Origin of the sequence: Klebsiella sp. K5-204 (assembly GCF_030128585.1) — a bacterium.
GTDB classification, from domain to species: domain Bacteria; phylum Pseudomonadota; class Gammaproteobacteria; order Enterobacterales; family Enterobacteriaceae; genus Klebsiella; species Klebsiella quasipneumoniae.
In genome coordinates this window covers 521085-547778 of the sequence record NZ_JAKUZS010000003.1, presented here as the reverse complement: position 1 = coordinate 547778, position 26694 = coordinate 521085, and the positions used below count along the sequence as shown (strand labels likewise).

The window sequence follows — 26694 nt, the reverse complement described above, 5'->3', positions numbered from 1 at the left end:
GACATCTCGCGCCCCCCTTTCATACTCCGGCCGCGTCAGCGGCCGGAGGAATAGATTTACTCCCTGTCAGAATAGGCGTCCAGCATGGCAAAGACCGCCCACCGCGCCGCATCGTCTGCAATATTGTCAGGCAGCGCATCAGCCCGCAGATTGACATAAGCGTCGGCAGCCCTTCGGATGGCAATCCCGACAGAGTGACGATCGTGCGTTGCCAGAGTGGAAGTCAGCAGGCCATCGGGATCAATGCCGAGGGCTTCTATTCGGCGAACCCCGCGTTGCGGTAGATTGGCGCGACGGAACAGCATCGGTCCCAGCACTTGTTCGCGGAAGAAGGACAGCATCCCCAGCGCTTCGAAGAGTTCGCCCCTGCCCAGTTTAACCCCGGCATAATGCAGCCAGATCCAGGCTCGGGACTCAAACCACTCCGGCGTCATGTTCGGCCAGTAAGCGCTAAATTTTGCCAGCTGGCGCTTGAGAGCATCGCTATCACGGGTAAATAGCACGGCAGGCTCCTCAACGCGCTGAGTGAGCATGTCCAGGGTGATAAATTTGAGATCGACATGCAGAAGTTGCGGGCCAAACAGACAGATCAGCAGCCGGGGCTCGCCGACGTGTTCCCCGGTGAAAGCATGTAGCAGATGGCCGAGGGTTCCGGCGAACGCCATACGCTGAGCCATGATTTCGTCATAATAGAGAGGGTCGACCACCACCACGAAATCGAGATCGGAGTATTGATCAAACCCGCCATGGATAAACGATCCGCCGGCGAGAAGGGCGTGGATCCGCGGGTCAGACTGTAATTTAAGCTTCAGTTGCTCTGCAAAACTTCTGTGTAAATCGGGGAGCGTATTAAACATACTTTTTCCTGTTCACAAAAAAGACAAAGCATTACAGAATATCGAGTGATTGATCGGCAGACCAGATATTTCTGCAGGAGCCCTGCGCTCCCATGAGGGGCTCCCGAAACGATACTCCCCTCAAACCACCTCGCTCATCCACTCAGCAAACGCCCGCACGGCGGGAGAGAGAAAGCGCTGGTGCGGATAGAGCAACGTGACGGGTACCGGGGGCGGCTGCCAGTCCGCCAGCACTTCCACCAGCCTCCCCTCCCGCAGGTGGTCAGCCACGATATTCTCCGCCAGCTGCGCCAGCCCAAATCCTGCCAGGCACATTTTTATATAAAGCCCCGTTTCATTCACCGCGGCGGTGCCGCTGACGGGTACAGAAAAAGTCTCGCCGTGGCGAAGGAAGCGGAACTCATCGGCCCGCCTCGCCTGGCCGGAGAAATAATGCACGGCGCGGTGCTGAGAGAGCGCCTCCGGTGATGGCGGCACGCCATATTCCCTGAGATAGTCCGGTGACCCGCAGGTGACCCAGCGAAAGCGGCCCAGAGGCCGGGCCACCAGGCTGGAGTTGTTCAGCTCTCCCGTGCGTATCACGCAGTCGACGCCTTCCTGAATGAGATCGACCTGCCGATCGCTGACCCCGATCATCAGGTAGATATCAGGGTAACGTCGGTAAAAGTCTTGCAGATGGGGCATGACGATGAAATGCGCGATGCCCGCGGGCATATCAACCCGCAGGCGCCCCTGAGGCCGCGCGACAGACTCGCTCAGGCTGGATTCGCTATGTTCGATGAGGGCGAGAATTTCCCGGCACTGCGCCAGATACTGCATCCCTTCCGGAGTCAGGCTCACCCGCCTTGTGGTCCGGTTCAGCAGTCGCACCTTCAGGTATTTCTCAAGGTTTTTAATGGTACTGGTGACAGTGGAGGCCGGCAGGGAAAGGGTTTCCGCGGCACGCACGAAGCTCCCTGCCTCCGCGACGCGCATAAACATCTGCATAGCCTGGATACGATCCACCTTCTTTCTCCCCTGTAGCGAGCAGCCTACCGACAGGCGGCATGATTATTCGTTGATTATGAATAATGAAAACAATTTACGCATCTTTTTGCGCTTAATCGCCTGACGTATCGTTGCGCTGTGGATATCGCGTGAGGGGCCAAAAATGACCATGCCCTCAATAAATATCCAGAGAATCACCACGTTAAATAACACGCATAAAGGAAAAATAATGTCCGTTCAGCCTGTCGAATTACGTAAGGCGTATCGTTTATTGCAGGTCGGGTCCACCACCATGATTTCCGCAAAATATGATGGCGTCGAAAATGTCATGTCAGCCGCCTGGGTTGGGCTGGCAGGCGAGCGAAAAGTGGTGGCCTATATCGGCCCCCAGGCCTTCACTCGTCAGCTGGTGGAAAAGAGCGGCTATTTCGTCGTGCAGATCCCCGTAGTCAGCCAGATGGCAACCGTCCTCTACGCTGGCGGGCGCAGCTATGCCGACGCGCCGGATAAAAACGACACCATCCCCTTCTTTTATCAGCCGGGGTTCGATCTCCCCCTTGTCGCCGGCTGCGCGGGCTGGCTGGTGTGCAAAGTGATGCCTTACCCGGACATCCAGCAACAGCACAATCTGTTTATGGGCGACATCGTCGCCGCCTGGAGCGATGACCGGGTATTCCGCAACGGACACTGGATCTTTGATGATGCGCCGGACGAACTACGGACCGTTCACTATGTCGCAGGCGGGCAGTTCTATGCCATCGGCAAAGGCAGCAAATTCGATCATGGACCGGGTAAGGACTGACCCTCCCCGGTCATGAGCATCACTGACGAGATGTCTGCGCGGCAGAGCGGCTGATACTCCGGCGCCAGACGCCGGGCGCCTGGCCAAACTGGCGCTTGAAGCTGCGGTTGAAAGACTGCTGGGAGTCAAAGCCGAGGGCGATCGCCACGTTGAGGATCGGCTCGTTGCTGTGGGCTAAGCGTTCGACCGATTTTTGCAGCTTTTGCGCCCGGATATACTCCCCGAGGGGGTGCCCGGTATGTTCTTTGAAGATCCGCTGCAGGTGCCACTTCGAATAGCCGGCTCGCCGGGCAACGGTATCAATATCCAGACGGCTATCAAGATGGTTGTCGATCCAGTCGATCAGATCCTGAATGATGGCGCCAGTGTTCATCATATTTCCCCCTCGCGGCCGGTTAAAAGCATCTTTAGCAGTTGCATTAAAAGGTGGCCTGGTTTTACACAAAATGCAAGTTTTATTGTTGCATTTAAAACCCTGCCAGGATCGCGCCTTTTTTCTCCGGTGAGGATCGCACATAAAGTGCAACAATTATTCTTGCACTTAGTTAAGCGCCTTCCTACAATCGCCGCGATAGTGTATTCGAGATTGTTACAATTTTGTGGCGATGATCGACACAAATGGCCTTAAGCCAGCCCGGACAAAGGAAGTAGCGCAGCCTCTCAGGCTGCGTCTTGCCCGGCGGCTACAATGACTGGAATAAAAATAATGAGCCTGCAAAAAACCTGGGGAAACATTCACCTGACCGCGCTCGGCGCGATGATGCTCTCCTTTCTGCTCGTCGGCTGCGACGACAGCGTCGCACAAAACGCCGCGCCGCCCGCGCCTGCCGTCAGCGCCGCTAAGGTGTTGGTAAAGTCGATCAGTCAGTGGGATAGTTTCAACGGTCGCATTGAAGCGGTGGAGAGCGTTCAGCTCCGCCCCCGCGTCTCGGGATATATTGATAAAGTGAATTACACCGACGGCCAGGAGGTGAAAAAGGGCCAGGTGCTGTTCACGATAGACGACAGAACCTATCGCGCCGCGCTGGAGCAGGCGCAGGCGACGCTGGCGAGAGCCAAAACGCAGGCCAGCCTGGCGCAAAGCGAGGCGAACCGCACCGATAAATTAGTCCATACCAACCTCGTCTCCCGTGAAGAGTGGGAGCAGCGCCGGTCAGCCGCGGTACAGGCGCAGGCCGATATTCGCGCCGCGCAGGCGGCGGTGGATGCCGCGCAGCTTAACCTCGACTTCACCAAAGTGACCGCCCCTATCGACGGCCGCGCCAGCCGCGCGCTGATCACCAGCGGCAACCTGGTCACGGCGGGCGACACCGCCAGCGTGCTCACCACCCTGGTCTCGCAGAAGACGGTGTACGTCTACTTTGACGTCGACGAGTCAACCTACCTCCACTATCAAAATCTCGCCCGCCGCGGGCAAGGCGCGTCCAGCGATAATCAGGCGCTCCCGGTGGAGATTGGCCTGGTTGGCGAGGAGGGCTACCCCCATCAGGGCAAAGTGGATTTTCTCGATAATCAGTTAACGCCGAGCACCGGCACCATCCGCATGCGCGCCCTGCTGGATAACTCGCAGCGGCTGTTCACGCCGGGTCTGTTTGCCCGCGTGCGTCTGCCGGGCAGCGCGGCGTTCCAGGCTACGCTTATCGACGACAAAGCGGTGCTCACCGATCAGGATCGTAAATATGTCTATATCGTTGATAAAGATGGCAAAGCGCAGCGACGTGATATCACGCCGGGGCGGCTGGCCGACGGTTTACGTGTCGTGAAGCAGGGTCTGAAGCCTGGGGATAGCGTCATCGTCGACGGCTTACAAAAAGTGTTTATGCCGGGTATGCCGGTTAACGCCAAAACCGTTGCCATGACCCCCAGCGCCGCCCTCAACTGATCCCTAATCAGAGAATCCAAGACATGGACTTTTCCCGCTTTTTTATCGACAGGCCAATTTTCGCCGCGGTGCTGTCGATTTTAATTTTTATCACCGGGTTAATCGCCATCCCGCTGCTGCCGGTGAGCGAATATCCTGACGTCGTGCCCCCCAGCGTGCAGGTGCGCGCGGAGTATCCCGGCGCCAACCCGAAAGTGATTGCCGAGACCGTGGCGACGCCGCTGGAGGAAGCGATCAACGGCGTTGAAAACATGATGTACATGAAATCGGTCGCCGGCTCCGACGGCGTGCTGGTGACCACCGTGACCTTCCGCCCGGGTACCGACCCGGATCAGGCGCAGGTTCAGGTGCAGAACCGGGTCGCGCAGGCGGAGGCGCGTCTGCCGGAGGATGTGCGCCGTCTGGGGATCACCACCCAGAAACAGTCCCCGACGCTGACCCTGGTGGTGCATCTGTTTTCGCCAAACGGTAAGTACGACTCGCTGTATATGCGCAACTACGCCACGCTGAAGGTGAAGGATGAGCTGGCGCGCCTGCCCGGCGTCGGCCAGATCCAGATATTTGGTTCCGGCGAATATGCGATGCGCGTCTGGTTGGATCCCAATAAGGTGGCGGCGCGCGGGCTGACCGCCTCGGACGTGGTCACCGCGATGCAGGAGCAAAACGTCCAGGTCTCCGCCGGGCAGCTTGGCGCCGAGCCGCTGCCGCAGGAGAGCGACTTCCTGATCTCGATTAACGCCCAGGGCCGTCTGCATACCGAAGAAGAGTTTGGCAATATCATTCTGAAAACAGCGCAGGACGGCTCGCTGGTCCGCCTGCGCGACGTGGCGCGCATCGAGATGGGTTCCGGTAGCTATGCGCTGCGCTCCCAGCTCAACAACAAGGACGCGGTCGGGATCGGTATCTTCCAGTCCCCGGGGGCTAACGCCATCGATTTGTCGAACGCCGTGCGCGCCAAAATGGCCGAGCTGGCCACCCGCTTCCCGGAAGATATGAAATGGGCGGCGCCGTACGACCCAACGGTGTTCGTGCGCGACTCCATCCGCGCGGTGGTGCAGACGCTGCTGGAGGCGGTGGTGCTGGTGGTGCTGGTGGTGATCCTGTTCCTGCAGACCTGGCGCGCGTCGATTATCCCGCTGATCGCGGTGCCGGTATCGGTGGTCGGTACCTTCAGCATTCTCTATCTGCTGGGCTTCTCGCTGAATACCCTGAGCCTGTTCGGGCTGGTACTGGCGATTGGTATCGTGGTGGATGACGCCATCGTGGTGGTGGAAAACGTCGAGCGCAATATCGAAGAGGGGCTTGCGCCGCTCGCCGCGGCGCATCAGGCGATGCGAGAGGTCTCCGGGCCGATTATCGCTATTGCGCTGGTGCTGTGCGCGGTGTTCGTGCCGATGGCGTTTCTCTCGGGCGTGACCGGTCAGTTCTACAAGCAGTTTGCGGTGACCATCGCCATCTCCACGGTGATCTCGGCCATCAACTCGCTGACGCTCTCCCCGGCGCTGGCGGCCCTGCTGTTAAAGCCGCACGGCGCGAAAAAAGACCTCCCTACCCGGCTGATCGATCGTCTGTTCGGCTGGATTTTCCGTCCGTTTAACCGCTTTTTCCTGCGCAGTTCGAACGGCTATCAGGGGCTGGTGAGTAAAACTCTCGGCCGCCGTGGCGCGGTGTTTGTGGTGTACCTGCTGCTGCTCTGCGCCGCAGGGGTGATGTTTAAAGTCGTCCCCGGCGGGTTTATTCCCACCCAGGACAAGCTGTACCTGATTGGCGGCGTGAAGATGCCGGAAGGTTCGTCGCTGGCGCGCACCGATGCGGTGATCCGCAAAATGAGCGAGATCGGGATGAATACCGAAGGGGTCGATTATGCGGTCGCCTTCCCCGGTCTTAACGCGCTGCAGTTCACCAACACGCCGAATACCGGGACGGTCTTTTTTGGCCTGAAACCGTTCGACCAGCGCAAACACTCGGCGGCGGAAATTAACGCGGAGATCAACGCCAAAATCGCGCAAATCCAGCAGGGATTTGGCTTCTCCATCCTGCCGCCGCCGATTTTAGGACTGGGTCAGGGCTCCGGCTACTCCCTGTACATCCAGGATCGCGGTGGGCTGGGCTATGGCGCGCTGCAAAGCGCGGTGAATGCCATGTCCGGGACGATTATGCAGACGCCGGGGATGCACTTCCCGATCTCGACCTACCAGGCTAACGTGCCGCAGCTGGATGTCCAGGTCGATCGCGATAAGGCGAAAGCGCAGGGGGTATCGCTGACCGATCTGTTCGGCACGCTGCAGACCTATCTCGGCTCGTCTTATGTCAATGACTTTAACCAGTTCGGGCGTACCTGGCGCGTGATGGCCCAGGCTGACGGGCCGTACCGCGAGAGCGTGGAAGATATCGCCAATCTGCGCACCCGCAATAATCAGGGCGAAATGGTGCCGATCGGCAGTATGGTGAATATCAGTACCACCTACGGGCCGGATCCAGTGATCCGCTACAACGGTTATCCGGCGGCGGACCTGATTGGCGATGCCGATCCGCGCGTCCTCTCCTCCTCGCAGGCGATGACGCTGCTGGATGCCATGGCTAAACAGGTGTTGCCGAATGGGATGAATATTGAGTGGACGGATCTGAGCTTCCAGCAGGCCACCCAGGGCAATACGGCGCTGATCGTCTTCCCGGTGGCGGTGCTGCTGGCGTTCCTCGTGCTGGCGGCGCTGTATGAAAGCTGGACCCTGCCGCTGGCGGTGATCCTTATCGTGCCGATGACGATGCTCTCCGCGCTGTTTGGCGTCTGGCTGACCGGGGGCGATAACAACGTCTTCGTGCAGGTGGGGCTGGTGGTCCTGATGGGCCTGGCCTGTAAAAACGCCATTCTGATCGTCGAGTTTGCCCGCGAGCTGGAGATTCAGGGCAAAGGCATCATGGAAGCCGCGCTGGAGGCGTGCCGCCTGCGACTGCGCCCGATTGTCATGACCTCCATCGCCTTTATCGCCGGGACCATTCCGCTGATCCTCGGCCACGGCGCAGGGGCGGAAGTCCGCGGCGTCACCGGGATCACGGTGTTCTCCGGGATGCTGGGGGTGACGCTGTTCGGTCTGTTCCTGACGCCGGTGTTTTACGTGACGCTACGGAAAATGGTGACCCGCAGTAAGCCGGTCCAGGAAGATCTGCCCGCCTAGCCTGCGGCAAATAACAAAAAACCGTCTTCAAGCTGAAGGCGGTTTTTTTTCGTCAGGACCGGGATTAATGCGCTTTTTTAAAGCGGGCGATCATTTCCGGTACCGGGTCGCAGCCGCTGGTATCGGCGTTTTTAAGCACCTCCAGCGCGCTGGCCACGGTATGGCGAGCGAGGACGTTCAGCGAAGCCTGCTCCGCTTCGTCAGCGACCGATTTGAAGTACCAGCAGGCGTTGGCGCTGACCACGCAGCGGGCCGGGACGTCAGGGCGCGACGCCCACAGTTTTTTATCTTCGATAACGGAAAGATAGATATCACGCAGAGTGATTTTGTCCGCCGGGCGGCCAAGATGAATAGAGCCGTTGCGGCCAAGCGTGGAGACAATGATGCCGTCACGGGTGAGCGGAACCATTAATTTGCGGATAAAGCTCGGGTTGGCTTCCAGGCCGTAGGCCAGAATCGCACTCGTCGAACGTTCACCCATCTGCTCCGCCATTGCTACGCTGAGAACCATCTGCAAAGCTGTCGGGAAGCGGTAATCTAACATGGTATTGTCCTGGGTTGCGGTGAATCTTGTTCTTTTTGGCACCGCAGAGGTGAGTAATCAATGAACAACAATATAACAAATACGGGAATTTTTTTGAAGCAATCTGCGGTTAGCCTGCGAAGTAAATTTTCCTATTTCGTCTGCACAGGCGGGCTGAGAAACCGCGCTCTTCCGAAGCGGTTTGACTGGACGGCAATCTCCTCAGCGCTCCCCGGTGGCTGCCCCGTGGTATAGAAATCCGCTGCCATAACGGCAGCGGATCCTGCGGGAGGTTACGCCGTTAACTCCAGCTCGGTTTCAAAGGTGGTCACCGGCACAAACGGCAGATAGGAGATCCGCAGCCTCTCGGCCACCTTCAGGCGATGCCAGCCGGCCGGCAGGCCGCCGGGTTTGAGCACCGTGATGGTCGCCTTTTCACCGAAGTTCCACCGGTCGTCGTAGACGCTCTCCAGCTCGTCGAGCGTCCACTCCCGGCCGCGCAGCGCCAGGCGGATCGCCTGCCGCGGGATGGCTTCGCCGTTGAGGGTCACGGCGATATCTTCCACCATCGACAAACCCAGACCGCGGTAGTAAGGCAGACGGGCCAAAAAGCGCACGCCGATAACTTCCCCGTCGCGGGTGACGTTGCCGAAACCTTCGCGGCAGATAATATGCTGATCAAACATGATAATGCTCCTTACTGACCCAGCAGCGCCGGGGGTGGGGTTTCATCTAACAGGCGACAGAACATCAGCTGCTGGCGGCGGACCTGCTCCAGGCTGTCCACCTCCTGCGCATCTTCCACCCAGCGGTTGCCTTCATACTCGGAGCACACATACCCCTCATAGCCGCCCTTCTGCAGTACGCGGAAGATCTCATCGTAGGGAATTGACCACTCGCTTATCTCGTCGGTCATCTCATAGAATTTGGCATGAATGTTGTGGATCCGCGGCATAAAATCGAGCATCCGCTTCGGCTCGAACGCCGCGTTGTGGCGCAGCGTTTCCGCCATCGCCAGCTGCGGGCCCGGCCCCCATTTTTGCATCACATCCAGGATCACGTATTCGCTGAGCGTCCGCTCCTCATAGGCTTTCTCGATAAAATCCGCCGCCGCCTGCGGGCAACCGTTACGAATAAAGCGCTCTTTCCACACCCGCGGGAAGCGGGCTAAAAACATCCCCATATCCGGCAGGAAGCCCAGCGCCCGGGTGTTGGCTTTTTCATAGGCTTCGGCATGGCGAATAATCCACGGATGGTCGAAATGCAGCGGGGCGTGCACCTCCAGCAGAATGGTGATCCCTTTGTCTTCCGCATAAGGCGCCGCCGCCACCAGCACCTCCGGCGCCACGGAAACCAGAGAGCGGATAAAGCGCATGCCCAGCCGGGCGGCAAAATCGATGTCGTTTTGCACGCTGCGCACCTGCTCGTCAAACGGCATCGGCCGGTCTTTATAGCGTTTATAGTCGAGCATAAAGTCATGGCACACCGGCACCGTGTCATGGCGCTGCATCAGACGGTGCCAGTCGGCGATCGCCGCTTCCGGCATGCCGCACTCCGGCCAGCCGGCGAAGGTCTGTTCGCCGACGACTTCAATGCCGCGGGCGCCGAACGCCGCGCAGTGACCGATCGCCTGATCGAGGGACATCTTGCCGAGATAGGTCTCATTCTGAAAGCTGTACAGACTGACGCCGCGTTTTATTTTCTGAGTCATAAAAGTACCAGGTAAGTTGGTTAACAGGATAAGCCGGTCGCTTCGCGGGCGCGGGCCACCGAGGCCGCTGCGGGCAGCGACGGTTTATACTCCAGGCCAATGGCCCCGTTGTAGCCCAGGCGTTGCAGCCGGGCGATCACTTCTGGCCACTCGCCGCTGCGCGGATCCGGTTCGTTACGTTCCGGCGCCTGCGCTATCTGCACGTGTCCCACCCGGTGCATTCTGCCGCCGAGCACCTCCTCCATCTCCTCTTCCATCACCATCGAGTGATAGACGTCAAACAGCAGCTGCAGCCGCGGGCTGTTGACCGCCTCGATAATGTCCAGCGCTAGCCGGGTGTCGTTTAAGAACATCCCCGGATGATCGATGCGGGTGTTGAGCGGCTCCAGCAGCAGAGTGACCCCGGCGGCTTCCGCCAGCGTCGCCGCCTGGCGCAGGATGTGGATCGCCTGCGCCTGCTGTTCGGCGATCGCCACCCCTTCGCGGCTGAAGCCGGAGGCCACCACCAGCGGCGGCGACCCCAGCTGGCGCGAGGCCGCAAGGCTGTCGCTCACTGCCGCCAGAAACTGCTCATGCTCCGCCGGATCCACCAGGCTGCGCCGGGGCTCCACCACGAAGCTCGACAGCCTCACGCCGGTCTCCTCCAGCGCCTGCGCCAGCGCCGCCAGCGGTTTATCACGCCAGAGATGAAACTCAACGTGGCTGAATCCCTGCGCTTTCGCCGCCCGGACCCGATCGCTGAAATCGGGATACTCTTCACGAAACAGCCATTCAATACATGCGGACAAATACATCCGACCCCCTTCTCTACTTGCCAGATCAAAACAAACAAAATTAGAATAAGAATTCTTATTCTGTTTCGGAGCGGCAGTGTGACGCCTTCCCTTCTGGCTTCGCGGTCAACAGCAGGATCTGACGCGGCATAACCAGAATGAGTGCTCTAATTCTAATCTCTGGTTGCTATAAATTGTCAACATTATTTAACAAGTTTTTAACCAAATCTGAAGGTACATCATGCTCAATAACGCTTCGGCGGCCGCGGTTCAGGCGCCTCCCTATACCAGCGAGCGGCAGCGCACGCTGGCCACGCTGGTGGTTTCGATAGCGCTGGTGTTGGAGATCATCGACGTCTCGATCATTAATGTCGCCATCCCGGTGGTACAGCGGGATCTGCTCGCCAGCCCGCGGCAAATTGAATGGGTGGTCACCGGCTACCTGTTCTTTTTCTCCATTCTGCTGCTCACCGGCGGTCGGCTCGGCGATCTGTATGGCTACCGGCGGCTGTTTATCAGCGGACTGCTGGCGTTTGGCGCTGCGTCGGCCGGCTGCGGGCTGGCCGCCAGCCCGGAGATGCTGGTGGCGATGCGTATTGCGCAGGGGGCCAGCGGGGCGATGATGGGCCCGCAAATCCTCTCCCTGATGCAGGTTCTGTATCGCCCGCACGAACGTTTCCGGGTGATGAGTATTTTCGGCCTGCTCGGCGGCGCCGCCGGGATCCTCGGCCCGGTGCTCGGCGGGATCATCATCGAAAGCAATCTGTTCGGCCTCAGCTGGCGGCCGATCTTTTTGATCAACGTGCCGGTGATCGTCGTCGCCGTGATACTGGCCTGGCGGGCGCTGCCGGCGGTGCGCAGCCCGGCGGCCAAAGGTATCGATCCGCTGGGTACCCTGCTGGCGGTGGTGGGCGGCGGCGCGCTGCTGCTCACCCTGATCGAAGGCCCCGCCCTGCGCTGGCCGCTATGGATGGCGCTGCCGCCGCTGCTGTCGCTCATCACGGTGGCCCTTCTCTGGCGACATCTGCTGGGCCGTGAACGCCGGGGCGGCACGCTGTTGTTACCCCCCGCGGTGCTGCGCGACCGCTTCTTTCGCGCCGGGATCGTCATCACCCTGCTCTATCAGCTGACCACCGCCTCGCTGCTGCTGGCCACCGCGCTGGTGCTGCAGAACGGGCTAGGCTTCAGCCCGTTCCATACCGCCCTGCTGCACATCCCCTTCGCCCTCGGGGCGATGTTTTCCATCGCCGTCGCCGGCCGCCGGCTATCGCCTCGTCTTGGGCGTAACGTGACGCTGGTCGGGGTGGCCGTACAGATGAGCGGCCTGCTGCTGATGGGCTACGGGATCGCCGCGGCGCCGGGGACGCTGCCGCTGACCGCGCTGGGTCTCGGGTTCGGCCTGTGCGGCTGTGGGATGGGGCTTATCTCCGCCCCGCTGCCGGCCTTTGCCATGGCGGCGATCCCGGTGGCCCATGCCGGCGCGGCGTCGGGATTATTTCGCACCGGCCAGCAGTTTGGCGCCGCCCTTGGCATGGCGACCCTTGGCGGTTTCTATCTGGCGCAAAGCGCCTCCGCGCCGGACGCCTGGCGCGGGGCGTTTATCACCCTGCTGACCCTTGGCGCCCTGATCCTGCTGGCGATTGCCGCCCTCAGCCGCCTGCTGCCCGTCTCGGTGCTTCCCCCGCCAGGGAAGCCATGACCTATCGCGTCCGGCAATGGCTGCTATCATGAGGAACCATTTATCAGGACGCACAAAGCTGTAGTACCTATTTTCTGTACACCTGCAACGGGCATGCGCCCGGAGAACAACAAAGGCAAGGACTGATATGGATGAGAACATCGATGTACTGATTATTGGCAGCGGCCCGGTAGGCGCCGCTTTCGCGCGGCGGATTGCCGACTGCCGCGCCGCGCGGATCCTGGTGGTGGAAGCCGGCGAAGCGCTGACGCCCGCCACCGGGGTTAATATCCGCAACCTGGCGCCAGCGCAGCGGGAAACGGCCTACGACCGCGCCCGGGCGTTTCCGCTGGCCGCCCTGCCGGAAAACCTGCCGGCAGACGCCCTGCAGGCGCGGCCCGGCACCCACCTTCTCGACCCGGCGGCGCCCCACAGCGGCATGCCGGCCGCCGCGCTCTCCACTAACCTCGGCGGCATGGGCGTCCACTGGACCTGCGCCTGTCCGCGACCGGGTGGCAGCGAAGTCATTCCCTTTCTCGATCCCCGGGAGATGGCCGACGCCTGGGAGTCGGCAGAGCATTATCTGCAGGTGACCCGCGAAGGATTTCCGGCCACCGCCATCGGCCGGCAAATCGTCGATGCCCTTAATCAGCACTTCGCCAGCGACCGTCCGCCGGCGCGGCTGGCGCAGCCTATGCCGCTGGCCTGCGCCGCGACGCCGGAGGGCAAGCCGCGCTGGTCCGGCGTCGACGCGGTGCTCGGCGAGCTGGCGGAGGAAGAGACCCGCCGCCAGCGCGGGGTGGAGATCCGCACCGCCACCCTGTGCACGCGGATCCTCAGCGAGGACGGCGTCGCCCGCGGGGCGGAGCTGCGCGATCTGCGTACCGGCGAACAGTATGTAGTGACGGCCAAAGCGGTAGTGGTCGCCGCCGATGCGCTGCGTACGCCGCAGCTGCTGTACGCCTCGGGCATCCGTCCGCGGGCGCTGGGGCGCTGGCTCAACGATCAGCCGCAGGTGATCGCCCTGATTGAAGTGGACGCCCCGCCGGCCGCCGTCGCGCCGACCTCCCCGGTGCGCGACGGACGGGACAATGTCTCCGGCGTCACCTGGCTGCCGTTCCATGAGCCCGATTTTCCGTTCCACGGTCAACTGATGCAGATGGATACTTCGCCGATCGCCTTTGCCCAGCCGTCGGGTACCCCGGCGAAGCCGGTGGTGGGCCTGGGGCTGTTCCTCGCCAAGGAGCTGCGCGAGGAGGATCGGATCGTCTTCAGTGATGAAACCGACGCCGTAGGACTGCCGAAAATGCAGCTGAACTATCAGTTAACCGACGGCGATCGCCGCCGTTTACAGCAGGCGGTGGCAGTGACTGAACGCGTCGGCGCCGCGCTGGGCCGCGTGGCGCCCGGCGGGGAGGCCATGATCCTGCCGGCGGGCACCTCGCTGCATTACCAGGGAACCTGTCGCCTGGGAGAAGCGAACGACGGCAACAGCGTGGCCGACCGCCGCTCGCGGGTCTGGGGTTTTCACAATCTGTACGTCGGCGGCAACGGGGCGATCACCACCTCAACCGCCTGCAACCCGACGCTGACCAGCGTCGCGCTGGCGATCCTCGCCGCTGACGATATCGTGGCGCGGCTGCTGTAGCGCCTCTGGCTCACCGGGGCACAAGCGGCACCGCTCCCCGCGAAAGGCGACACCGGTCGCCTTTTTATTGCCGCAATAACCACATAAAACAAATGGTATTTTTGTTTGTGATGGATCACATACGTAATCACAATTTTTCCCCGCGCCGTTCCTGCTCCTACTCTTAAATCCGCGGCTATTCCCGCCGCCACCTGTATCCCTGACCTGCATACTAAAAAACCGCGCCGCCGCCAACGACAGGCGACCCGCGCGATAAAAGGAGAACGTCGTGAGCCATAGTCTGAATCCGCCCCACGCGCCGCAAGCCGGCGCGATCCAGGGCATCATCATCGCCCTGACCGCCTTTCTGCCCATCCTGGCGATCGTTTCCCTGGCGCCGGCGGTCCCGACGCTGATCCAGCACTTCGCCGGCGTGCCTTATGTCGAAACCCTGGTGCCGCTGATGCTCACCGCGCCCGGTCTGGTGATCGCCATCGCCGGGCCCTGCACCGGCTGGCTGGCGGATAAATTTGGCCGCCGCAAACTGCTGCTCAGCGCCACGCTGCTGTATGGCATCTGCGGCACAATGCCGCTGTACATCACCTCCCTGACCGGCATCTTTTGCAGCCGCCTCGGCGTCGGGCTGGCGGAGGCGGTGGTATTGACCATCGCCAACACCATGCTGATCGATTACTTTGACGACAAACAGCGCCGCTTCTGGCTGACGGTGCAGGGGGTGATTGGCCCGGCGCTGGCGGTACTGGTGCTGGCCAGCTCCGGCTATCTGACCGCCCTGCGCTGGAACGGCGCCTTTATGATCTACTTTGTCGCCATCCTGCTGTTTCTGGCGATGTACTTCTGGATGTTCGAACCCGCTCAGGCGGCCCGTCCGCAGCACGCCGCCCAGGCGGCGCAGCATAATCCGTTTCCGTGGCCGCGAGTGATCGCCCTCAGCGTGCTCACCTTTGTCTGCGCCATCATTTATTACGTGTACACCATCAACGGCGCCAACGCCTTTCATACCCTGCAAAACGCCAGCCCGCAGCGTATCGGCCTGATTATGTCGCTGGTCAGCCTCGCCGTGCCGGTCGGTTCGCTGCTGTTCGGTCTGGTCTCCCGCCGCTATACGCCGGAGCGCGTGCTCGCCATCATGCTCTGCCTGATGGGGATCGGAATGCTGGTGGTGGGCGAATCGCGGACGCTGATCGCCATGGGGATCGGCTCCGCCATCCAGCAGCTGGGTGCCGGCATGGCGATTAATGCGATGATTTACTGGGTAGGATCGTTGATTCCGCCCGCCTACTGCGGCCGGGCGATGGGCGCCTGGTCCGGGGCCTTCTTCGCGGGCATGTTCGTCAGCCCAATTATCGTCGGCGCGATCCGCCTGCGGGCCGGGAACGATGTGCTGAGCGCCTTCCTGACGCTCGGCATCGCGGCGCTGGTGCTGGCCGCCGCGATATTTCTTTATACCTTCTCCCGCCATAGCCAGCGCCTGCGTCAGCACAAGCAGGCCAGCGCCTGGCAGTTAGCGAAGTAAAATCCCGCGGCTTAGCCCGCCTCGACGGGGGTAACCAGATAGCTCAGACACATCATGCCCAGATGGCGTTTGAGCTGTTCCCAGTCGCCCTCGCCGGCGGCTTCTGCCGCCGACCCCAGGCCGAGGAAGCGCGCCAGCGCGGCATACGAAACCGTAAAGCAGAAGCGGGCGGCCTGCTCTGGCTCCGGGTGGCGGATCTCCGCCGCGGCGTCGAGCAGCTGGTCGATAAAGGTCTGCTCGTTTTTCTGGTAAGCGGCTTTACCAATCCCCGCCACGCGCTCATCATCCGCCCGCGCCATAAACGGCCGCAGGATCCCGGCATGGCGACGCAGATACTCCGCCTGAACATCCATCAGCGCCGGAAGCCGCTGGCGCAGCGGCAGATTGCGCGCGTGCAGCTGCTGGATCAGCTGCTGCCATTCGGCGTCCAGCTCCTGCATCACCTCCATCATGACGGCGATAAACAGATCTTCTTTGCCGCCGAAGCGGGCATAGATCGAGCCGACAGAAACGCCCGAGCGTTTACTGATTTCAGCAATGGTCAGCAGCTCAAAGGTGCCTTCATGCAGGATTTCACGGCTGGCGGCCATCAGCCGCTCCAGCGCCACCCGGCTCCGGTCCTGTTTCGGCTGGCGCATCGCGGGAAGATCGGTCATCGCAGTTCTCACCTCTTTATCCATAGAAAACCCCCGCAGTGTATTGCAGTTAGCGACCACGCTGCAAATTGCCCACCCGACTCCCCCGTCGGCGATGTGGCAAAAGTGTGATGGCGGTCATTTTCATTCTTTGATAAACAACTAGAATCATAATTCTAGTTCTATTTAATAATAACAACCACCACACAACCCAGGAGTTGCTATGCGTTTCTCTGTTTTCCTCGTCGGCCGTTCCACCGCCCCCGAGCAGGATCGTTTTGTCATGCAGTCGCTGATCGATCATGCGCGCCAGGCCGAAGATCGCGGCTTCGATGCGGTCTTTATGCCAGACCATCACTTCACCGGCTATGCGCCGATGTCCAGCGATCCGTTTGTCTTCGCCGCCTACCTGGCCGGCCAGCTGAAAAAGATCCACTTCGGCATGTCGGTGACCACCGTCCCGCTGCACCACCCGGTGCGCTTCGCCGAGCGCGTTAACCTGCTGGATCAACTCACCGAAGGCCGCCTGCTGGTGGGCATCGGCAGCGGCACCACGCCGGAAGAGATGATCGGCTTTGGCGTGAACTACAAGGACGCCTCCAGCCTGCTGCAGGAGAACCTCGATCTGGTCCAGCGGCTGTGGGAGAAAAATATTGAAGACGATCCGATCATTTTCGAAACCGGCCACTATAAGGGCGCGGTAGTCCAGCGCATCGTTCCTGCCCCCTGGCAAAAACCGTTCAACCGCATTATGCCGGTGGCGCTGCGTGAAACCAGCATGCAGCGCGCCGCCGATAACGGCTGGCCGGCCTTTATTCCCGCGTTTACTCCGCCGATCCCGGCCAGCAACGATCCGTTTGGCCAGCTGACCCACTATTTCACCCGCTACCGCGATGCCCTGCTCAACGCCGGCCATAGCGACGAGGTGGTGAACCACTGCCTCTCGTGGACCACCCACACCTGGCAGTGCGTCCATATCGCCCCCACCGACGAGCAGGCCCGCGAAGAGATGCTGCAGATCATGGGCTGGTACCAGCAGGCCATCGACCGGGAATATGAGTACAACAAGCGGGCGGAAGAGTTCAGCGGCGTTACGCTGCACCGCCATCCGGACTGTTTCAGCGAAGAGTGGATCAAAACCTGGTGCCTGTACGGCAGCCCGGAGACCGTCGCCGAGGAGCTGGAACGCCATCAGCAGCTGGGCATCGGCAACGTGCTGCTCGGCTTCACCAACGGCCCGCTGACCGAGGCGCGCCTGCGCCTGAGCCAGCAGTCGATCTCGTTGTTTGCGGACCAGATCCTGCCGCGCTTTCGCTAATCCGACCGGGAGATCCTGCTATGAATAAACCTGCTTTCTCACGCCCGCCGCTGCTGATCGGCATCGGCGGCACCACCCGCCCGGGCTCCAGCACCGAGCGCGCCCTCGCCGCCGCGCTGGCCCACGCCCGCACGCTCGGCGCGCAGACCCAGCTGTTCGGCGGCGCTGAACTGGCGGCCCTGCCGCCGTTTAACCCGGAAGTCACCACCCGCACGCCGCAGGAAACGGCGTTTGTCGACGCCGTGCGCCAGGCCGACGGCATTCTGCTGGCCTCGCCGGGCTACCACGGCGGGGTGTCTGGTCTGGTGAAGAACGCCATCGACCTGCTGGAAGATTTGCGCGGCGACAGCCGGGTCTATCTTGATGGCCGGGCGGTGGGCTGCATCGTCACCGCCGCCGGCTGGCAGGGTTGCAACACCACCCTCGGCGCCATGCGCGGGATCGTTCATGCCCTGCGCGGCTGGCCGACTCCGCTGGGGGTGACCCTCAACACCGCCGGCGTGTCGCTGTTCGACAGCGAGGGTCGCTGCACCGACGACGCGGTCCAGCGCGCGCTGGCCACCGTAGCCGAACAGGCGCTGGCCTTCGCCCCCGCCGCCCCCTTACGGAGACATGCCGATGCCTGCGCTCAGTCTGTCGCTTAGCGTTGCCGAAAAAGCGCGGCTCACCGCCGGGATGGGGATGTGGTCCACCCACCCTATCCCCCACTCCACGCTGGGTTCAGTCACCCTGTCCGACGGCCCGATGGGGATCACCGGCGGCCGGGTTGACGAGCGGGATATTGCCCTGCTCAGCCCCTGCGGGCTGGCGCTTGGCGCCAGCTGGGACCGCCAGCTGGTCAGCCGGGTTGGCGGCGTCATCGGCGAGGAGGCGCTGCGCACCGGAACGCAGGCGCTGCTGGCGCCTAACCTGAACCTGTTGCGCAGCCCCCTTGCCGGCCGCGCGTTTGAGCTTTTCGGCGAAGACCCGCGGCATATCGCCGAGCTCGGCGCGGCGTGGATCGACGGCGTCCAGCGTCAGGGGGTGGGCTGCATCGTCAAGCATATGGTCTGCAATGATTCGGAAACCGATCGGCGGACCATGAACGTGGTTGTCGATGAAGCCACCCTGCGCGAAGTCTATTTCTGGCCGTTCGAAGTGGCGGCCAGCCGCGGCGTCTGGGGCATGCTGACCGCCTATAACCGGGTGAACGGGATCTATTGCGCCGAGCAGCATCAGGCCATCAGCCAGTGGCTGAAGCGCGATCTCGGCTGGGACGGGCTGGTGATGTCCGACTGGTTCGGCACCCAGAACGGCCCGGCCAGCTTCCGCGCCGGGCTGGATCTGGAGATGCCGGGCCCGGCCCGCCATATGGGCGAGCGCCTGCTGCCCGCGCTGATGGACACCGACAGCGACGCCCGGCGGCTGGACGATGCCGCCGTCCGGCTGGCGCGGCTGGCCGAACGGGTCAGCCATCCCCTGCCCTGGGATGGCTCTGCCGCCGCCGAGGCGCAGCGGCGTCACACCCTCGAAGAGGCGGCGGCGGCGGGGTTTGTCCTGCTGCACAATCGCCAGCGGCTGCTGCCCCTCGCCGCGCAGGCGGGACAGCGGCTGGCGGTGATTGGCCCCAACGCCACGACGCCCTGCTTCCAGGGCGGGACCTTTGCCAGAGTGGCGCTGATGCCGGGGCTGATCTCTCCTCTGGAGGCCATTCGCCAGCGCTTTTCCGCCGCAGGGGTCGAAATAAGCTATGCCCAGGGGGTGGAGAGCGATTACCGCATCCCGCCTCTGCATCATCTGCCGCTGCGCACCGCCGCCGGCGAGCGCGGCCTGGACGTTGCCTACGCCACCGCCGACGGGGGCGTGGTTCATCAGGAGGTACGCGACGCCTCCTCGCTGATCTGGTTCCGCGATATGCCGGGCGTCGGCGACATGCTGCGCCTGACCGAACGCGCCACCGTGACGGTAAGCTGCCAGTTCACCGCGCCGGTGAGCGGCCGCTACGGCTTCTGGATCGGCGGCACCGGGGAGATCGCCCTGCAACTGAACGGCGAGCGCATGGCGACCTTTAACGGCGAGGCGCTGGAGGGGGATATCATGGGCAAGCTGATGCAAGCCCCGCATACCCGTCTCGACTTCCCGCTGCAGGCGGGGGAAACCCTGACCTTCCGGGCCGAGATGGCGCTGGGCAGCAGTATCGCCCACGGCATCTGGTTCGGCTGCCAGCCCCCGCAAACCATCGATCTGCTGCAGCAGGCGGTCGACCAGGCCCGGGCGGCCGACAGCGTGGTGCTGGTGATCGGCGAAACGGCCGATGCCGGTCTGGAGAGCATCGACCGGGACGCTACCGCGCTGCCGGCGCATCAGGTCGCCCTGATCCGCGCCGTCTGCGCGGCGAATCCGCGGACGGTGGTGGTGCTCAACGTCGCCCATCCGGTGGATACCGGGTGTCTCGCCGACTCGGCGGCGGTCATGGTCGTCTGGTATCCGGGCCAGGAGTTTGGCCCGGCGCTGGCCTCGGTGCTGGCCGGGGATCGTGAGCCTGGCGGTCGCCTGCCGGTGACCTTCGCCCAGCGTCTGGACGACTATCCGGTGCGCAGCCTGACGCCGGACGCCGCAGGGGACCTCTGGTACCACGAGCGCCAGCAGGTGGGCTATCGCTGGTTTAACGCCCGCGAACGCCCCGCCGCCTGGGCCTTTGGTCACGGTCTGGGGTATGCCGATATCACCCTGAGCGCCGCCGCGCTGACAGGCGACGAGGTGGATGCTATGCAGCTGCGCTGCCGGCTGGAAAACCGCGCCGCCCGCGCCGGAAAAGCAGTGGTCCAGCTCTACCTGCGGGGGCCGGAGACGGCCTGGTCGGCGCTGGCGGAGTTTGCGGCGGTCAGCGTCCCGGCGCACGAGGAAGCCTCCCTGACCCTTGCCCTGCCGCGTCACGCGCTGCAGCGCTGGCAGGTGCCAGCCCAGGAATGGCGCCTGGCCAGCGGCCCCTGGCAGCTGGCGGTGGGTTTCGCCAGCGACGATATCCGGGCAACCTTCGATTTCGTGCTGACTCCCGACGGGAAAATCAGCCACCGGGGCTAAGCCCGGATCGATGTCAAAGAGGGTCGGCAACGTGCCGGCCCTCTTTTTTTATTCCTGCGCCAGCCGATTCGCGTAAAAAAAAAACGCCCGGCGGCAGCGTACCAGCGGGCGGGGTTAAAAGCCTGAGACGATCGGTGTCAGAAGTTCCAGTACATCGAGGACTGCCAGAGGACCGCCGACTCATGCTTCGGCACCAGCGTCGGGTTATCCTGCCAGGTGATACCGTTGATCCAGTAAATACCTTTCGTCACGCGCAGGGCGTGCGACAGGGAGATGGCGTTGATGCTCTGCGGCGCTTCCATCCCCGCCTCGCCGACATAATCGCGGAACTTCTTACTGATAAAGGAGCGGGTGTAGCCCAGCGAGGTCATATCCTGCTCGCGGCCGGGAAACAGGCCGATGTCAAAGAAGGTCACCTGGAAGTCGCTGGTGTAAGCATTGCGATCGTCCGGCGCGTAGTCCGCTTTCACATCGAGATACAGCCCCAGCGGAAGTCCTTTTTTCGGCTGGGTCAGCTGCATGGTGTTGGCGACGTAGAACGCATAGTTACTACTGCTGTCGCCGGGCTGGTCAAAATACTGGTAGTGCGAGGTGTTATAGATAGCCCCGGCGCGGAACCACAGCGATCGCTGCGACTCGCCCGCCGCCTGCTTAAAGCCAAACTCATTCACCAGGATCGGGTTGGCGCCATCGACGTGCCATTTCAGCCCCGAGGGGTTCTGCTCCACGTCGTCGAGATGTCCGGCAGGCGACATACTGCGGCTGACGGCAAAGTTGTTATAGAACTTCTTATCGCTGTCGCGGACGATGGCGGTGAAGGTCGGCGTCGGCGCGTTGAGGCTGATCCCCACCTGCACCGGGATCACGCTGGTCGGCCCCAGCGCGGCTGACGAGGAGTTCCCCCCCAGCACCATGCCGTAAAACTGACGAATTAACGGATAAAAACCATACTGCAGTTCCAGCTGGCCGTTTAATAAGGGCTGGTTCACCGCCAGCACCGCAATATTATGCAGTTCCGGATAGCTATCATGATAATTCGAGGTCGCCCACTGGGGAGAAAAAGTAAATTGCGCGTCTTTGCTAAAACCAATTCGGCTTAAATCGTAGGTGACGTTCAGCGACATATTTTGCGACCAGGTAAAATTCTGCCCGGCATATTGTTGCGGGTCAGCGGACTGGCCTTTCAGATCGTACATCACCATCGGGTTCCAGCTTAACTGGACGCCCCACCCGCGGTCGGCCAGCGCGCTGCGAAAGCCGCCAATATCGCCGATGAGCGATTCGCAGGTCGACGGAGGGCTGACGACCTGCGCGGAGCGGGTATTCAGTTTATCCAGTTGCTCACAGGTCCAGGTATCGGCCAGCGCGGTGCTGGAGAATATCGCCAGCGTCAGCGCCGAAAGTGGAAACACTATTTTCTTACTTACGTCGGTACAGCAGAGACTCATAATAAACCCTCATTTTTATTTTTTGCAGGTAAGATGCGCCATATCGTGAAAAATAAATTAGTCACAATACGTTTATTTACAGGGATTAATTAGGCTGAAAGTTAACGCTAAATAAGGTGTACGCTTTTTCTAAATAATGGCCTCCCCTTCCCGCCGGAAGACCGGCGGGCGTGTGGTAATTATGTCGTCAGGTGAAATTAACGAGCCAGCGCGCGGCGGCCCCCCATCCGGGCGCTGGCGATACCCGTCGCGCCGGCGATAGCCAGCGTCAGCAGCGCAAACAGCAGCAGGCTGTCCTGCATGCTGCCGGTCATGCCGTTCAGCAAGGTCATCAGAACCGGGCTGATGAACATGCCGAGGAAAAAGAAGGTGTGCCAGATGCCGATCCCCATCGCCCGGTGCGGCGCCGGCAGGGCTTCCAACATCCAGGCCAGCATCAGAGGGATCAGCATTCCGTTACCAACCTGCGCGACGAACGCTGCCGCCACGCCGGCCAGCGGATTGTGGGCCACGGCGATAAACAGCAGACCGAGGCCAAAAATGGCGTAAAAAAGGAAAAACTGCCTGTCGACACGCTGCCTGGCGCTGCGGCCATACAGCCAGGCGCCCAGCGGCACGCCAATGCCCGCAACGGCGGTGGCGATGCCGATCTGGCTGCTGGAGGTCAGCCCGAGCTGACTGAACACCTGGCTTATCTGCAGCGGCTCGAGAAAGTAGAGGATCGCGCTGGCGAGCGTAATCAGACCGATCGTCGCCATTTTGCGCCGTGGAAAAGCGACAGGCTCCTCGTCAGCGACGCTGTCCGCGCGACGGCGAGTCGCCGGCTCAGCGGTGAACAGGCACAGGCCGATAAACACCGGGATCGCCAGCGCATACAGGTAGATCGGGCCATACCAGCCCAGGGTGCCCAGCAGGCCAGCGCCCAGCACGATCAGCGTCGACAGTATCGAACCGATGCCGCTCTGCACCGCCAGCCATTTGCTGCGCGCCTCGCCGGCAAAGTAGTCGCCAATCAGCGCATTGGCGGTGGTAAGAATAAAGGCGTCGGCGATGCCCATCACCAGCCGCGCCAGCAGAATGGCATACAGATCGTCGAGCATCACCGGCAGCAGGCCAAACCCCGCGTACAGAGCGGTGGCGGCAATCAGCAGGCGACGACGGCTCAGGCGATCGCCCACCCGCCCCGCCAGCGGAGCCAGCAGCGCCATGCTCACCGCCGGAATGGTGATGATCATCGGCACCAGCAGCTGGGCGTGCGGCTGCGCGGCAAAATGGCCGAACAGGAGCGGCATCACCGGCAGCATGGTCAAGGTCCCCATGATCGGCAACAGGGCCGCCAACATCAGTAAAATCGCCTGTACGGCCCCCGCCTCGCGCGGGGTTGCTGAAACCTTGTGCATCACCATCTTCCGCTCTCCGTCACTGCTCTTTATTTAGAATATGAATTACAGTTCTATTTTTTATCGATAAAGAAAGGCGCTCTGTCGCCCCGGTATCCTGGCTGAACACGCCGCAGCGAACTCAGCACACATACCGTTCTACCCTACCGGATGCAGGTGGCATGGACTGCGATTGCTATCACAATTAATACAATGCATTCACATTAAATTAACATAACCATCGACTCCCTCAGGCGTCGACAATCGCCACCGCGCGGATAAAACCGGCCGAGCCGCGGCGGATCTTGTAGGGAAAACAGCTCACCCAGAAGCCGTGGTCGGGAAGCTGCTCCAGATTGCTCAACTTCTCCATTTGCCCATAGGCGATCTCCCTGCCGGCTTTATGCCCTTCCCAGATCAGCCCGGCGTCGCCGCTGGCCTGAAAGCGTTCGCGGGTAAAGTGGAAGGGCGCATCCCAGCTCCAGGCGTCGGTGCCGACCACCCGTACCCCCTGCTCCAGCAGCCACAGCGTTGCCGCCCGGCCAATGCCGCAGCCGCGCTGCAGATAATCCGGCTGGCCGTAGCGGGCGCCGGCGGCGGTATTGATTAACACGATATCCAGCGGCGACAGGCGATAATCGATCCGCGCCAGCTCGCGCTGCAGATCCTCCGGCTGGAGGATCGCCCCGTCGGCGACATGGCGAAAATCCAGCCGGACGCCGGGGCGCAGGCACCACTCCAGCGGCAGCTCATCGATGCCAAACGCCGGTTCGCCGCCGTTGGTGGTTGAGCTGTAGTGCCAGGGAGCATCCATATGGGTGCCATTGTGCGGCGTCACGGTCAGACGCTCCGAGGCCCAGGCCTCCTCTCCCGGCATCTGCGTTTTTTCCAGTCCCGGAAACATCGCCGCCATTTCCGGCCATCCCTGCTGATGATCCTGATACTCAATGTTCGGCAGCAGCGGCGGCGGGTCGGTCCAGGGATTGTTATCCAGGGTGACGGAGAGGTCGATCAGCCGACGCCCCTGTAAAAGATTGATCATGGTTTACTCCGTTAACATCACAACATGTTGATCCAGCACGCCAAACAGCGGCCGGCCATCGGGGGCGTGGGCTTCCATCGTCACCCGCTCCCCCGGGGACAAAAACGGCGTGCGCGGCTCGCCGAAGGCCAGCATCTCTATGGCCCGCACCTCGGCGATACAGCTGGCGCCGCGGCTGGCGTCCGGCCCGGACACCGTACCGGAACCCACCACCGTCCCGGCGCGCAGGCGGCGGGTCTGCGCCGCATGGGCAATCAGTTCGCCAAAATGGAAATGCATCTCGCTGCCCGACTGGCAGCCAAACGGCTCGCCATTGCGGGTCACCTGCAGCGTCAGCGCCGCCCGCCCGTGCTGCCAGGCCTCTCCCAGTTCATCCGGGGTAAGGGCCACCGGCGCAAAGGCCGAGGCGGGTTTGGCGTGAATAAAACCAAACCCGGTCTGCATCTCGCGCGGCGCCAGCGCCCGCAGACTGATATCGTTGAGCAAGACGATCAGGCGGATACAGCTCAGCGCCTGCTGCGGCGAGCAACCCTGAGGCACCTCGTCCACCACCACCGCGAACTCGCCCTCAAAGTCGAGACCGTCCTCGACCCGGCGGCAGACTATCCCGGCGTGGGGGGCAAGAAAGTCGTCCCCGCTGCCCTGATACATCAGCGGTGTCTGGTCGGCGCCGGCAATCGGCGGCAGATGAAAGGCCCGCTGCATGCGCTCGCCATGGCTGAGGAAGGCCGAACCGTCCAGCCACTGCCAGGCGCGGGGCAGCGGCGCCAGCAGGCGCCGGGGATCATAGGGCTGCGCCGCCGGGTAGCGGCGCGCATTGAGCGCCTGATAGCGCGCCTGCAGCGCAGGCCAGACCCGCGCGGCCTGCTCCAGCGCCTGCTGAAGCGTCGGAGCGATATCCGCCGCATCGGCCATCAGCGTCAAATCGCCCGAGACCACCACCAGGCAGCCGTCGCGTTCACCGTTATCTCGTGTTGCCAGTTTCATGACCTTCCTCCTCCAGCAGACAGAGCCAGCCGTCGGCGTCCACCTCGCCAGCCAGCGGACTCAGACGTTGGCCTACGCAGGCGCCCTGCACGCAGAGGCCGCTGTCCGGCATAAAAATCGCCCCGTGGGCGAAGCAGACCAGCCGGTCGCCCCGGGCGTTGAAAAAAGCGTCCTGCCGCCAGTTCATCGGGGTATCCAGATGCGGACAGCGGTTACGCCACAGATAGAGCGTTCCCTGATAGCGGCAGGCAATCACCGTCGCCTGCCCGCTGCCCGTAGGGTCAAATCCCCGCGCCTGGCCCTCGGCCAGGCTGTCGGCACGGCACAGGCGAACCATCAGCGGGCGTTATCCGGACCGGGGGCCCACTTCTCGCGATACCCCAGCAGGAAATATTGCGAGTTATCGGCTCCCGGCAGCGCTTCGCGCGGCTGCCAGTGGTCATCGTGCTGATCCATATCGGCGTCGTATTCGATGTGACACCCGAGCGGGCTGTTGAAGTACCAGAACCAGTTCGATCCCAGCTGATGGCGCCCCGGCCCCCAGAAGGTCTGATACCCCTTCTGCTGAAAGCGGCTGCCGGCCATCATCAGCTCGGTGGGGCCGCCGAGATGAAAGGTAAAGTGTTCAATACCGGTCATAAACGGCGGGGCCTGGATCAGAAACAGGGTATGGTGATCCTGGGTGCCGGCGGGCCGCAGGAAGGGGCCGACGTGGGTGAAGCGATCGGTACAGACAAAGCCCAGCCGTTGATAGAAGGCTTCCGCGCGCGCGGCGTCCGGCACAAAATAGACCACATGGGAGAGCGAGCGCGGCTCTGCCGCCATGTCAGCGCTGGCCCCGGTCTGGTTGACCGGCCGCCCGGCGCGATCCCCCGGGGCGTTGATTTTCTCCCCTTCCCGCTGCAGCGGCTGACGCTGGCTGACGCGAAACCCGAGGGCAAAGCCGGCATCATCGACGCAGCGCAGCACGCCGTCGGCGCCGAGCTTCACCTCGCGATCGCGGCGCAGCGTCTCGGCGATCGCCTCAAGGGTGGCGCTATCCGCCACGCCATAGACGGTTTCCCGCAGCTGGCTGCCGCTGGGCAGCGCCGCGGGCAGCGACGGATCGTCACGCTCCCGCAGCAGCACCCCGGTGCCATCCAGCGCGCTAAAGAAACCGTTCTCCTGCTCGCGTAAACCGTAGTCGAGAAGAAACTGTCGGCAGCCCGCCAGGTCATCGACGCCAAATACCAGATAATCCGGACCAAGAATATTCATCGCGGTTGTTCC

Annotated in this window: 23 protein-coding genes; 9 read left to right on the top strand and 14 right to left on the bottom strand. The window is 62.2% G+C overall.

Annotation, left to right across the window (positions count from 1 at the left end):
• Positions 1-56 precede the first annotated feature (56 nt).
• Positions 57-857, bottom strand: a complete 801-nt coding sequence (locus MKR05_RS11355) for a hypothetical protein (protein ID WP_065812300.1) — start codon at positions 855-857, stop codon at positions 57-59.
• Positions 858-977: 120 nt separating this feature from the next.
• The gene (locus MKR05_RS11350) at positions 978-1862 is read right to left on the bottom strand and encodes a LysR family transcriptional regulator (RefSeq protein WP_023290699.1); all 885 of its coding nucleotides are present in this window, start codon (positions 1860-1862) and stop codon (positions 978-980) included.
• Between the two features lie 211 nt (positions 1863-2073).
• On the opposite strand from MKR05_RS11350, the gene MKR05_RS11345 reads away from it, so the two are divergent.
• Complete coding sequence (locus MKR05_RS11345) at positions 2074-2646, top strand: flavin reductase family protein (RefSeq protein WP_044524415.1); 573 nt, start codon at positions 2074-2076, stop codon at positions 2644-2646.
• Positions 2647-2665: 19 nt separating this feature from the next.
• Here the strand turns inward: MKR05_RS11345 and MKR05_RS11340 are convergent, their stop codons facing one another.
• Positions 2666-3019, bottom strand: coding sequence for a helix-turn-helix domain-containing protein (locus MKR05_RS11340; RefSeq protein WP_032429203.1), 354 nt, complete (start codon positions 3017-3019; stop codon positions 2666-2668).
• Between the two features lie 333 nt (positions 3020-3352).
• On the opposite strand from MKR05_RS11340, the gene oqxA reads away from it, so the two are divergent.
• The gene (oqxA, locus tag MKR05_RS11335; RefSeq protein WP_044524416.1) at positions 3353-4528 is read left to right on the top strand and encodes a multidrug efflux RND transporter periplasmic adaptor subunit OqxA; all 1176 of its coding nucleotides are present in this window, start codon (positions 3353-3355) and stop codon (positions 4526-4528) included.
• Between the two features lie 23 nt (positions 4529-4551).
• Positions 4552-7704, top strand: a complete 3153-nt coding sequence (gene oqxB, locus MKR05_RS11330) for a multidrug efflux RND transporter permease subunit OqxB (RefSeq protein ID WP_238875113.1) — start codon at positions 4552-4554, stop codon at positions 7702-7704.
• Positions 7705-7768: 64 nt separating this feature from the next.
• Here oqxB and MKR05_RS11325 read toward each other — a convergent pair whose 3' ends face one another.
• From MKR05_RS11325 to MKR05_RS11310, 4 genes are all read right to left on the bottom strand, one after another.
• Entirely contained in the window at positions 7769-8248 is a 480-nt protein-coding gene (locus MKR05_RS11325) for an Rrf2 family transcriptional regulator (protein ID WP_049013852.1), read from the bottom strand.
• Between the two features lie 272 nt (positions 8249-8520).
• Positions 8521-8913 carry a DUF6379 domain-containing protein gene (locus MKR05_RS11320; protein WP_023290704.1) on the bottom strand — a complete coding sequence of 131 codons (393 nt, stop codon included), beginning with the start codon at positions 8911-8913 and terminating at the stop codon, positions 8521-8523.
• A gap of 11 nt (positions 8914-8924) precedes the next feature.
• Positions 8925-9938: a sugar phosphate isomerase/epimerase gene (locus tag MKR05_RS11315; protein WP_023290705.1), complete on the bottom strand. Its 1014-nt coding sequence runs from the start codon at positions 9936-9938 to the stop codon at positions 8925-8927.
• Between the two features lie 20 nt (positions 9939-9958).
• Positions 9959-10732 carry a TIM barrel protein gene (locus MKR05_RS11310; RefSeq protein WP_023290706.1) on the bottom strand — a complete coding sequence of 258 codons (774 nt, stop codon included), beginning with the start codon at positions 10730-10732 and terminating at the stop codon, positions 9959-9961.
• A 220-nt stretch (positions 10733-10952) separates the two neighbouring features.
• Between MKR05_RS11310 and MKR05_RS11305 the strand changes: the two genes are divergently transcribed.
• The 3 genes from MKR05_RS11305 (at position 10953) to MKR05_RS11295 (ending at position 15553) form a co-directional block, all read left to right on the top strand.
• Positions 10953-12410: an MFS transporter gene (locus MKR05_RS11305; protein WP_064155072.1), complete on the top strand. Its 1458-nt coding sequence runs from the start codon at positions 10953-10955 to the stop codon at positions 12408-12410.
• 127 nt (positions 12411-12537) lie between these two features.
• A complete protein-coding gene (locus MKR05_RS11300) occupies positions 12538-14037 on the top strand; it encodes a GMC oxidoreductase (RefSeq protein WP_284118213.1) in 1500 nt (499 codons plus the stop codon).
• 268 nt (positions 14038-14305) lie between these two features.
• A complete protein-coding gene (locus MKR05_RS11295) occupies positions 14306-15553 on the top strand; it encodes an MFS transporter (protein ID WP_023290709.1) in 1248 nt (415 codons plus the stop codon).
• Between the two features lie 11 nt (positions 15554-15564).
• Here the strand turns inward: MKR05_RS11295 and MKR05_RS11290 are convergent, their stop codons facing one another.
• Entirely contained in the window at positions 15565-16209 is a 645-nt protein-coding gene (locus MKR05_RS11290) for a TetR/AcrR family transcriptional regulator (protein ID WP_012967405.1), read from the bottom strand.
• Positions 16210-16411: 202 nt separating this feature from the next.
• Here MKR05_RS11290 and MKR05_RS11285 point away from each other — a divergent pair, with 202 nt between their 5' ends.
• Genes MKR05_RS11285 through MKR05_RS11275 form a run of 3 tightly spaced genes read left to right on the top strand, consistent with a single transcriptional unit; the run spans position 16412 to position 20569 of the window.
• Positions 16412-17506 (top strand): LLM class flavin-dependent oxidoreductase, encoded by a 1095-nt coding sequence (locus tag MKR05_RS11285; RefSeq protein ID WP_238875117.1) that lies wholly within the window; start codon positions 16412-16414, stop codon positions 17504-17506.
• Between the two features lie 20 nt (positions 17507-17526).
• Positions 17527-18150, top strand: coding sequence for an NADPH-dependent FMN reductase (locus MKR05_RS11280; protein ID WP_048298064.1), 624 nt, complete (start codon positions 17527-17529; stop codon positions 18148-18150).
• Complete coding sequence (locus MKR05_RS11275) at positions 18125-20569, top strand: beta-glucosidase (protein ID WP_064157698.1); 2445 nt, start codon at positions 18125-18127, stop codon at positions 20567-20569. Before MKR05_RS11280 ends, MKR05_RS11275 begins: the two co-directional genes overlap by 26 nt.
• A gap of 137 nt (positions 20570-20706) precedes the next feature.
• Here the strand turns inward: MKR05_RS11275 and MKR05_RS11270 are convergent, their stop codons facing one another.
• The 6 genes from MKR05_RS11270 to MKR05_RS11245 form a co-directional block, all read right to left on the bottom strand.
• On the bottom strand, positions 20707-22017 hold the full coding sequence (locus tag MKR05_RS11270; RefSeq protein ID WP_043521376.1) for a carbohydrate porin: 1311 nt from the start codon (positions 22015-22017) through the stop codon (positions 20707-20709).
• A gap of 197 nt (positions 22018-22214) precedes the next feature.
• The gene (locus tag MKR05_RS11265) at positions 22215-23417 is read right to left on the bottom strand and encodes an MFS transporter (RefSeq protein WP_238875119.1); all 1203 of its coding nucleotides are present in this window, start codon (positions 23415-23417) and stop codon (positions 22215-22217) included.
• A gap of 229 nt (positions 23418-23646) precedes the next feature.
• Positions 23647-24438, bottom strand: a complete 792-nt coding sequence (locus MKR05_RS11260; protein ID WP_023290715.1) for a cyclase family protein — start codon at positions 24436-24438, stop codon at positions 23647-23649.
• A gap of 3 nt (positions 24439-24441) precedes the next feature.
• A complete protein-coding gene (locus MKR05_RS11255) occupies positions 24442-25425 on the bottom strand; it encodes a fumarylacetoacetate hydrolase family protein (protein WP_032454935.1) in 984 nt (327 codons plus the stop codon).
• Positions 25403-25762, bottom strand: coding sequence for a Rieske 2Fe-2S domain-containing protein (locus tag MKR05_RS11250; protein ID WP_238875121.1), 360 nt, complete (start codon positions 25760-25762; stop codon positions 25403-25405). Before MKR05_RS11250 ends, MKR05_RS11255 begins: the two co-directional genes overlap by 23 nt.
• The gene (locus tag MKR05_RS11245; protein WP_044524437.1) at positions 25762-26682 is read right to left on the bottom strand and encodes a VOC family protein; all 921 of its coding nucleotides are present in this window, start codon (positions 26680-26682) and stop codon (positions 25762-25764) included. Before MKR05_RS11245 ends, MKR05_RS11250 begins: the two co-directional genes overlap by 1 nt.
• Between the last annotated feature and the right edge of the window lie 12 nt (positions 26683-26694).

Excerpts from the sequence above, each read along its gene's own strand:
- MKR05_RS11355 (WP_065812300.1), bottom strand. The coding sequence starts at position 857 with ATGTTTAATACGCTCCCCGATTTACACAGAAGTTTTGCAGAGCAACTG.
- MKR05_RS11345 (WP_044524415.1), top strand. The coding sequence starts at position 2,074 with ATGTCCGTTCAGCCTGTCGAATTACGTAAGGCGTATCGTTTATTGCAG.
- MKR05_RS11340 (WP_032429203.1), bottom strand. The coding sequence starts at position 3,019 with ATGAACACTGGCGCCATCATTCAGGATCTGATCGACTGGATCGACAAC.
- oqxA (WP_044524416.1), top strand. The coding sequence starts at position 3,353 with ATGAGCCTGCAAAAAACCTGGGGAAACATTCACCTGACCGCGCTCGGC.
- oqxB (WP_238875113.1), top strand. The coding sequence starts at position 4,552 with ATGGACTTTTCCCGCTTTTTTATCGACAGGCCAATTTTCGCCGCGGTG.
- MKR05_RS11325 (WP_049013852.1), bottom strand. The coding sequence starts at position 8,248 with ATGTTAGATTACCGCTTCCCGACAGCTTTGCAGATGGTTCTCAGCGTA.
- MKR05_RS11320 (WP_023290704.1), bottom strand. The coding sequence starts at position 8,913 with ATGTTTGATCAGCATATTATCTGCCGCGAAGGTTTCGGCAACGTCACC.
- MKR05_RS11315 (WP_023290705.1), bottom strand. The coding sequence starts at position 9,938 with ATGACTCAGAAAATAAAACGCGGCGTCAGTCTGTACAGCTTTCAGAAT.
- MKR05_RS11310 (WP_023290706.1), bottom strand. The coding sequence starts at position 10,732 with ATGTATTTGTCCGCATGTATTGAATGGCTGTTTCGTGAAGAGTATCCC.
- MKR05_RS11305 (WP_064155072.1), top strand. The coding sequence starts at position 10,953 with ATGCTCAATAACGCTTCGGCGGCCGCGGTTCAGGCGCCTCCCTATACC.
- MKR05_RS11300 (WP_284118213.1), top strand. The coding sequence starts at position 12,538 with ATGGATGAGAACATCGATGTACTGATTATTGGCAGCGGCCCGGTAGGC.
- MKR05_RS11290 (WP_012967405.1), bottom strand. The coding sequence starts at position 16,209 with ATGACCGATCTTCCCGCGATGCGCCAGCCGAAACAGGACCGGAGCCGG.
- MKR05_RS11285 (WP_238875117.1), top strand. The coding sequence starts at position 16,412 with ATGCGTTTCTCTGTTTTCCTCGTCGGCCGTTCCACCGCCCCCGAGCAG.
- MKR05_RS11280 (WP_048298064.1), top strand. The coding sequence starts at position 17,527 with ATGAATAAACCTGCTTTCTCACGCCCGCCGCTGCTGATCGGCATCGGC.
- MKR05_RS11275 (WP_064157698.1), top strand. The coding sequence starts at position 18,125 with ATGCCTGCGCTCAGTCTGTCGCTTAGCGTTGCCGAAAAAGCGCGGCTC.
- MKR05_RS11270 (WP_043521376.1), bottom strand. The coding sequence starts at position 22,017 with ATGAGTCTCTGCTGTACCGACGTAAGTAAGAAAATAGTGTTTCCACTT.
- MKR05_RS11265 (WP_238875119.1), bottom strand. The coding sequence starts at position 23,417 with ATGCACAAGGTTTCAGCAACCCCGCGCGAGGCGGGGGCCGTACAGGCG.
- MKR05_RS11260 (WP_023290715.1), bottom strand. The coding sequence starts at position 24,438 with ATGATCAATCTTTTACAGGGGCGTCGGCTGATCGACCTCTCCGTCACC.
- MKR05_RS11255 (WP_032454935.1), bottom strand. The coding sequence starts at position 25,425 with ATGAAACTGGCAACACGAGATAACGGTGAACGCGACGGCTGCCTGGTG.
- MKR05_RS11250 (WP_238875121.1), bottom strand. The coding sequence starts at position 25,762 with ATGGTTCGCCTGTGCCGTGCCGACAGCCTGGCCGAGGGCCAGGCGCGG.
- MKR05_RS11245 (WP_044524437.1), bottom strand. The coding sequence starts at position 26,682 with ATGAATATTCTTGGTCCGGATTATCTGGTATTTGGCGTCGATGACCTG.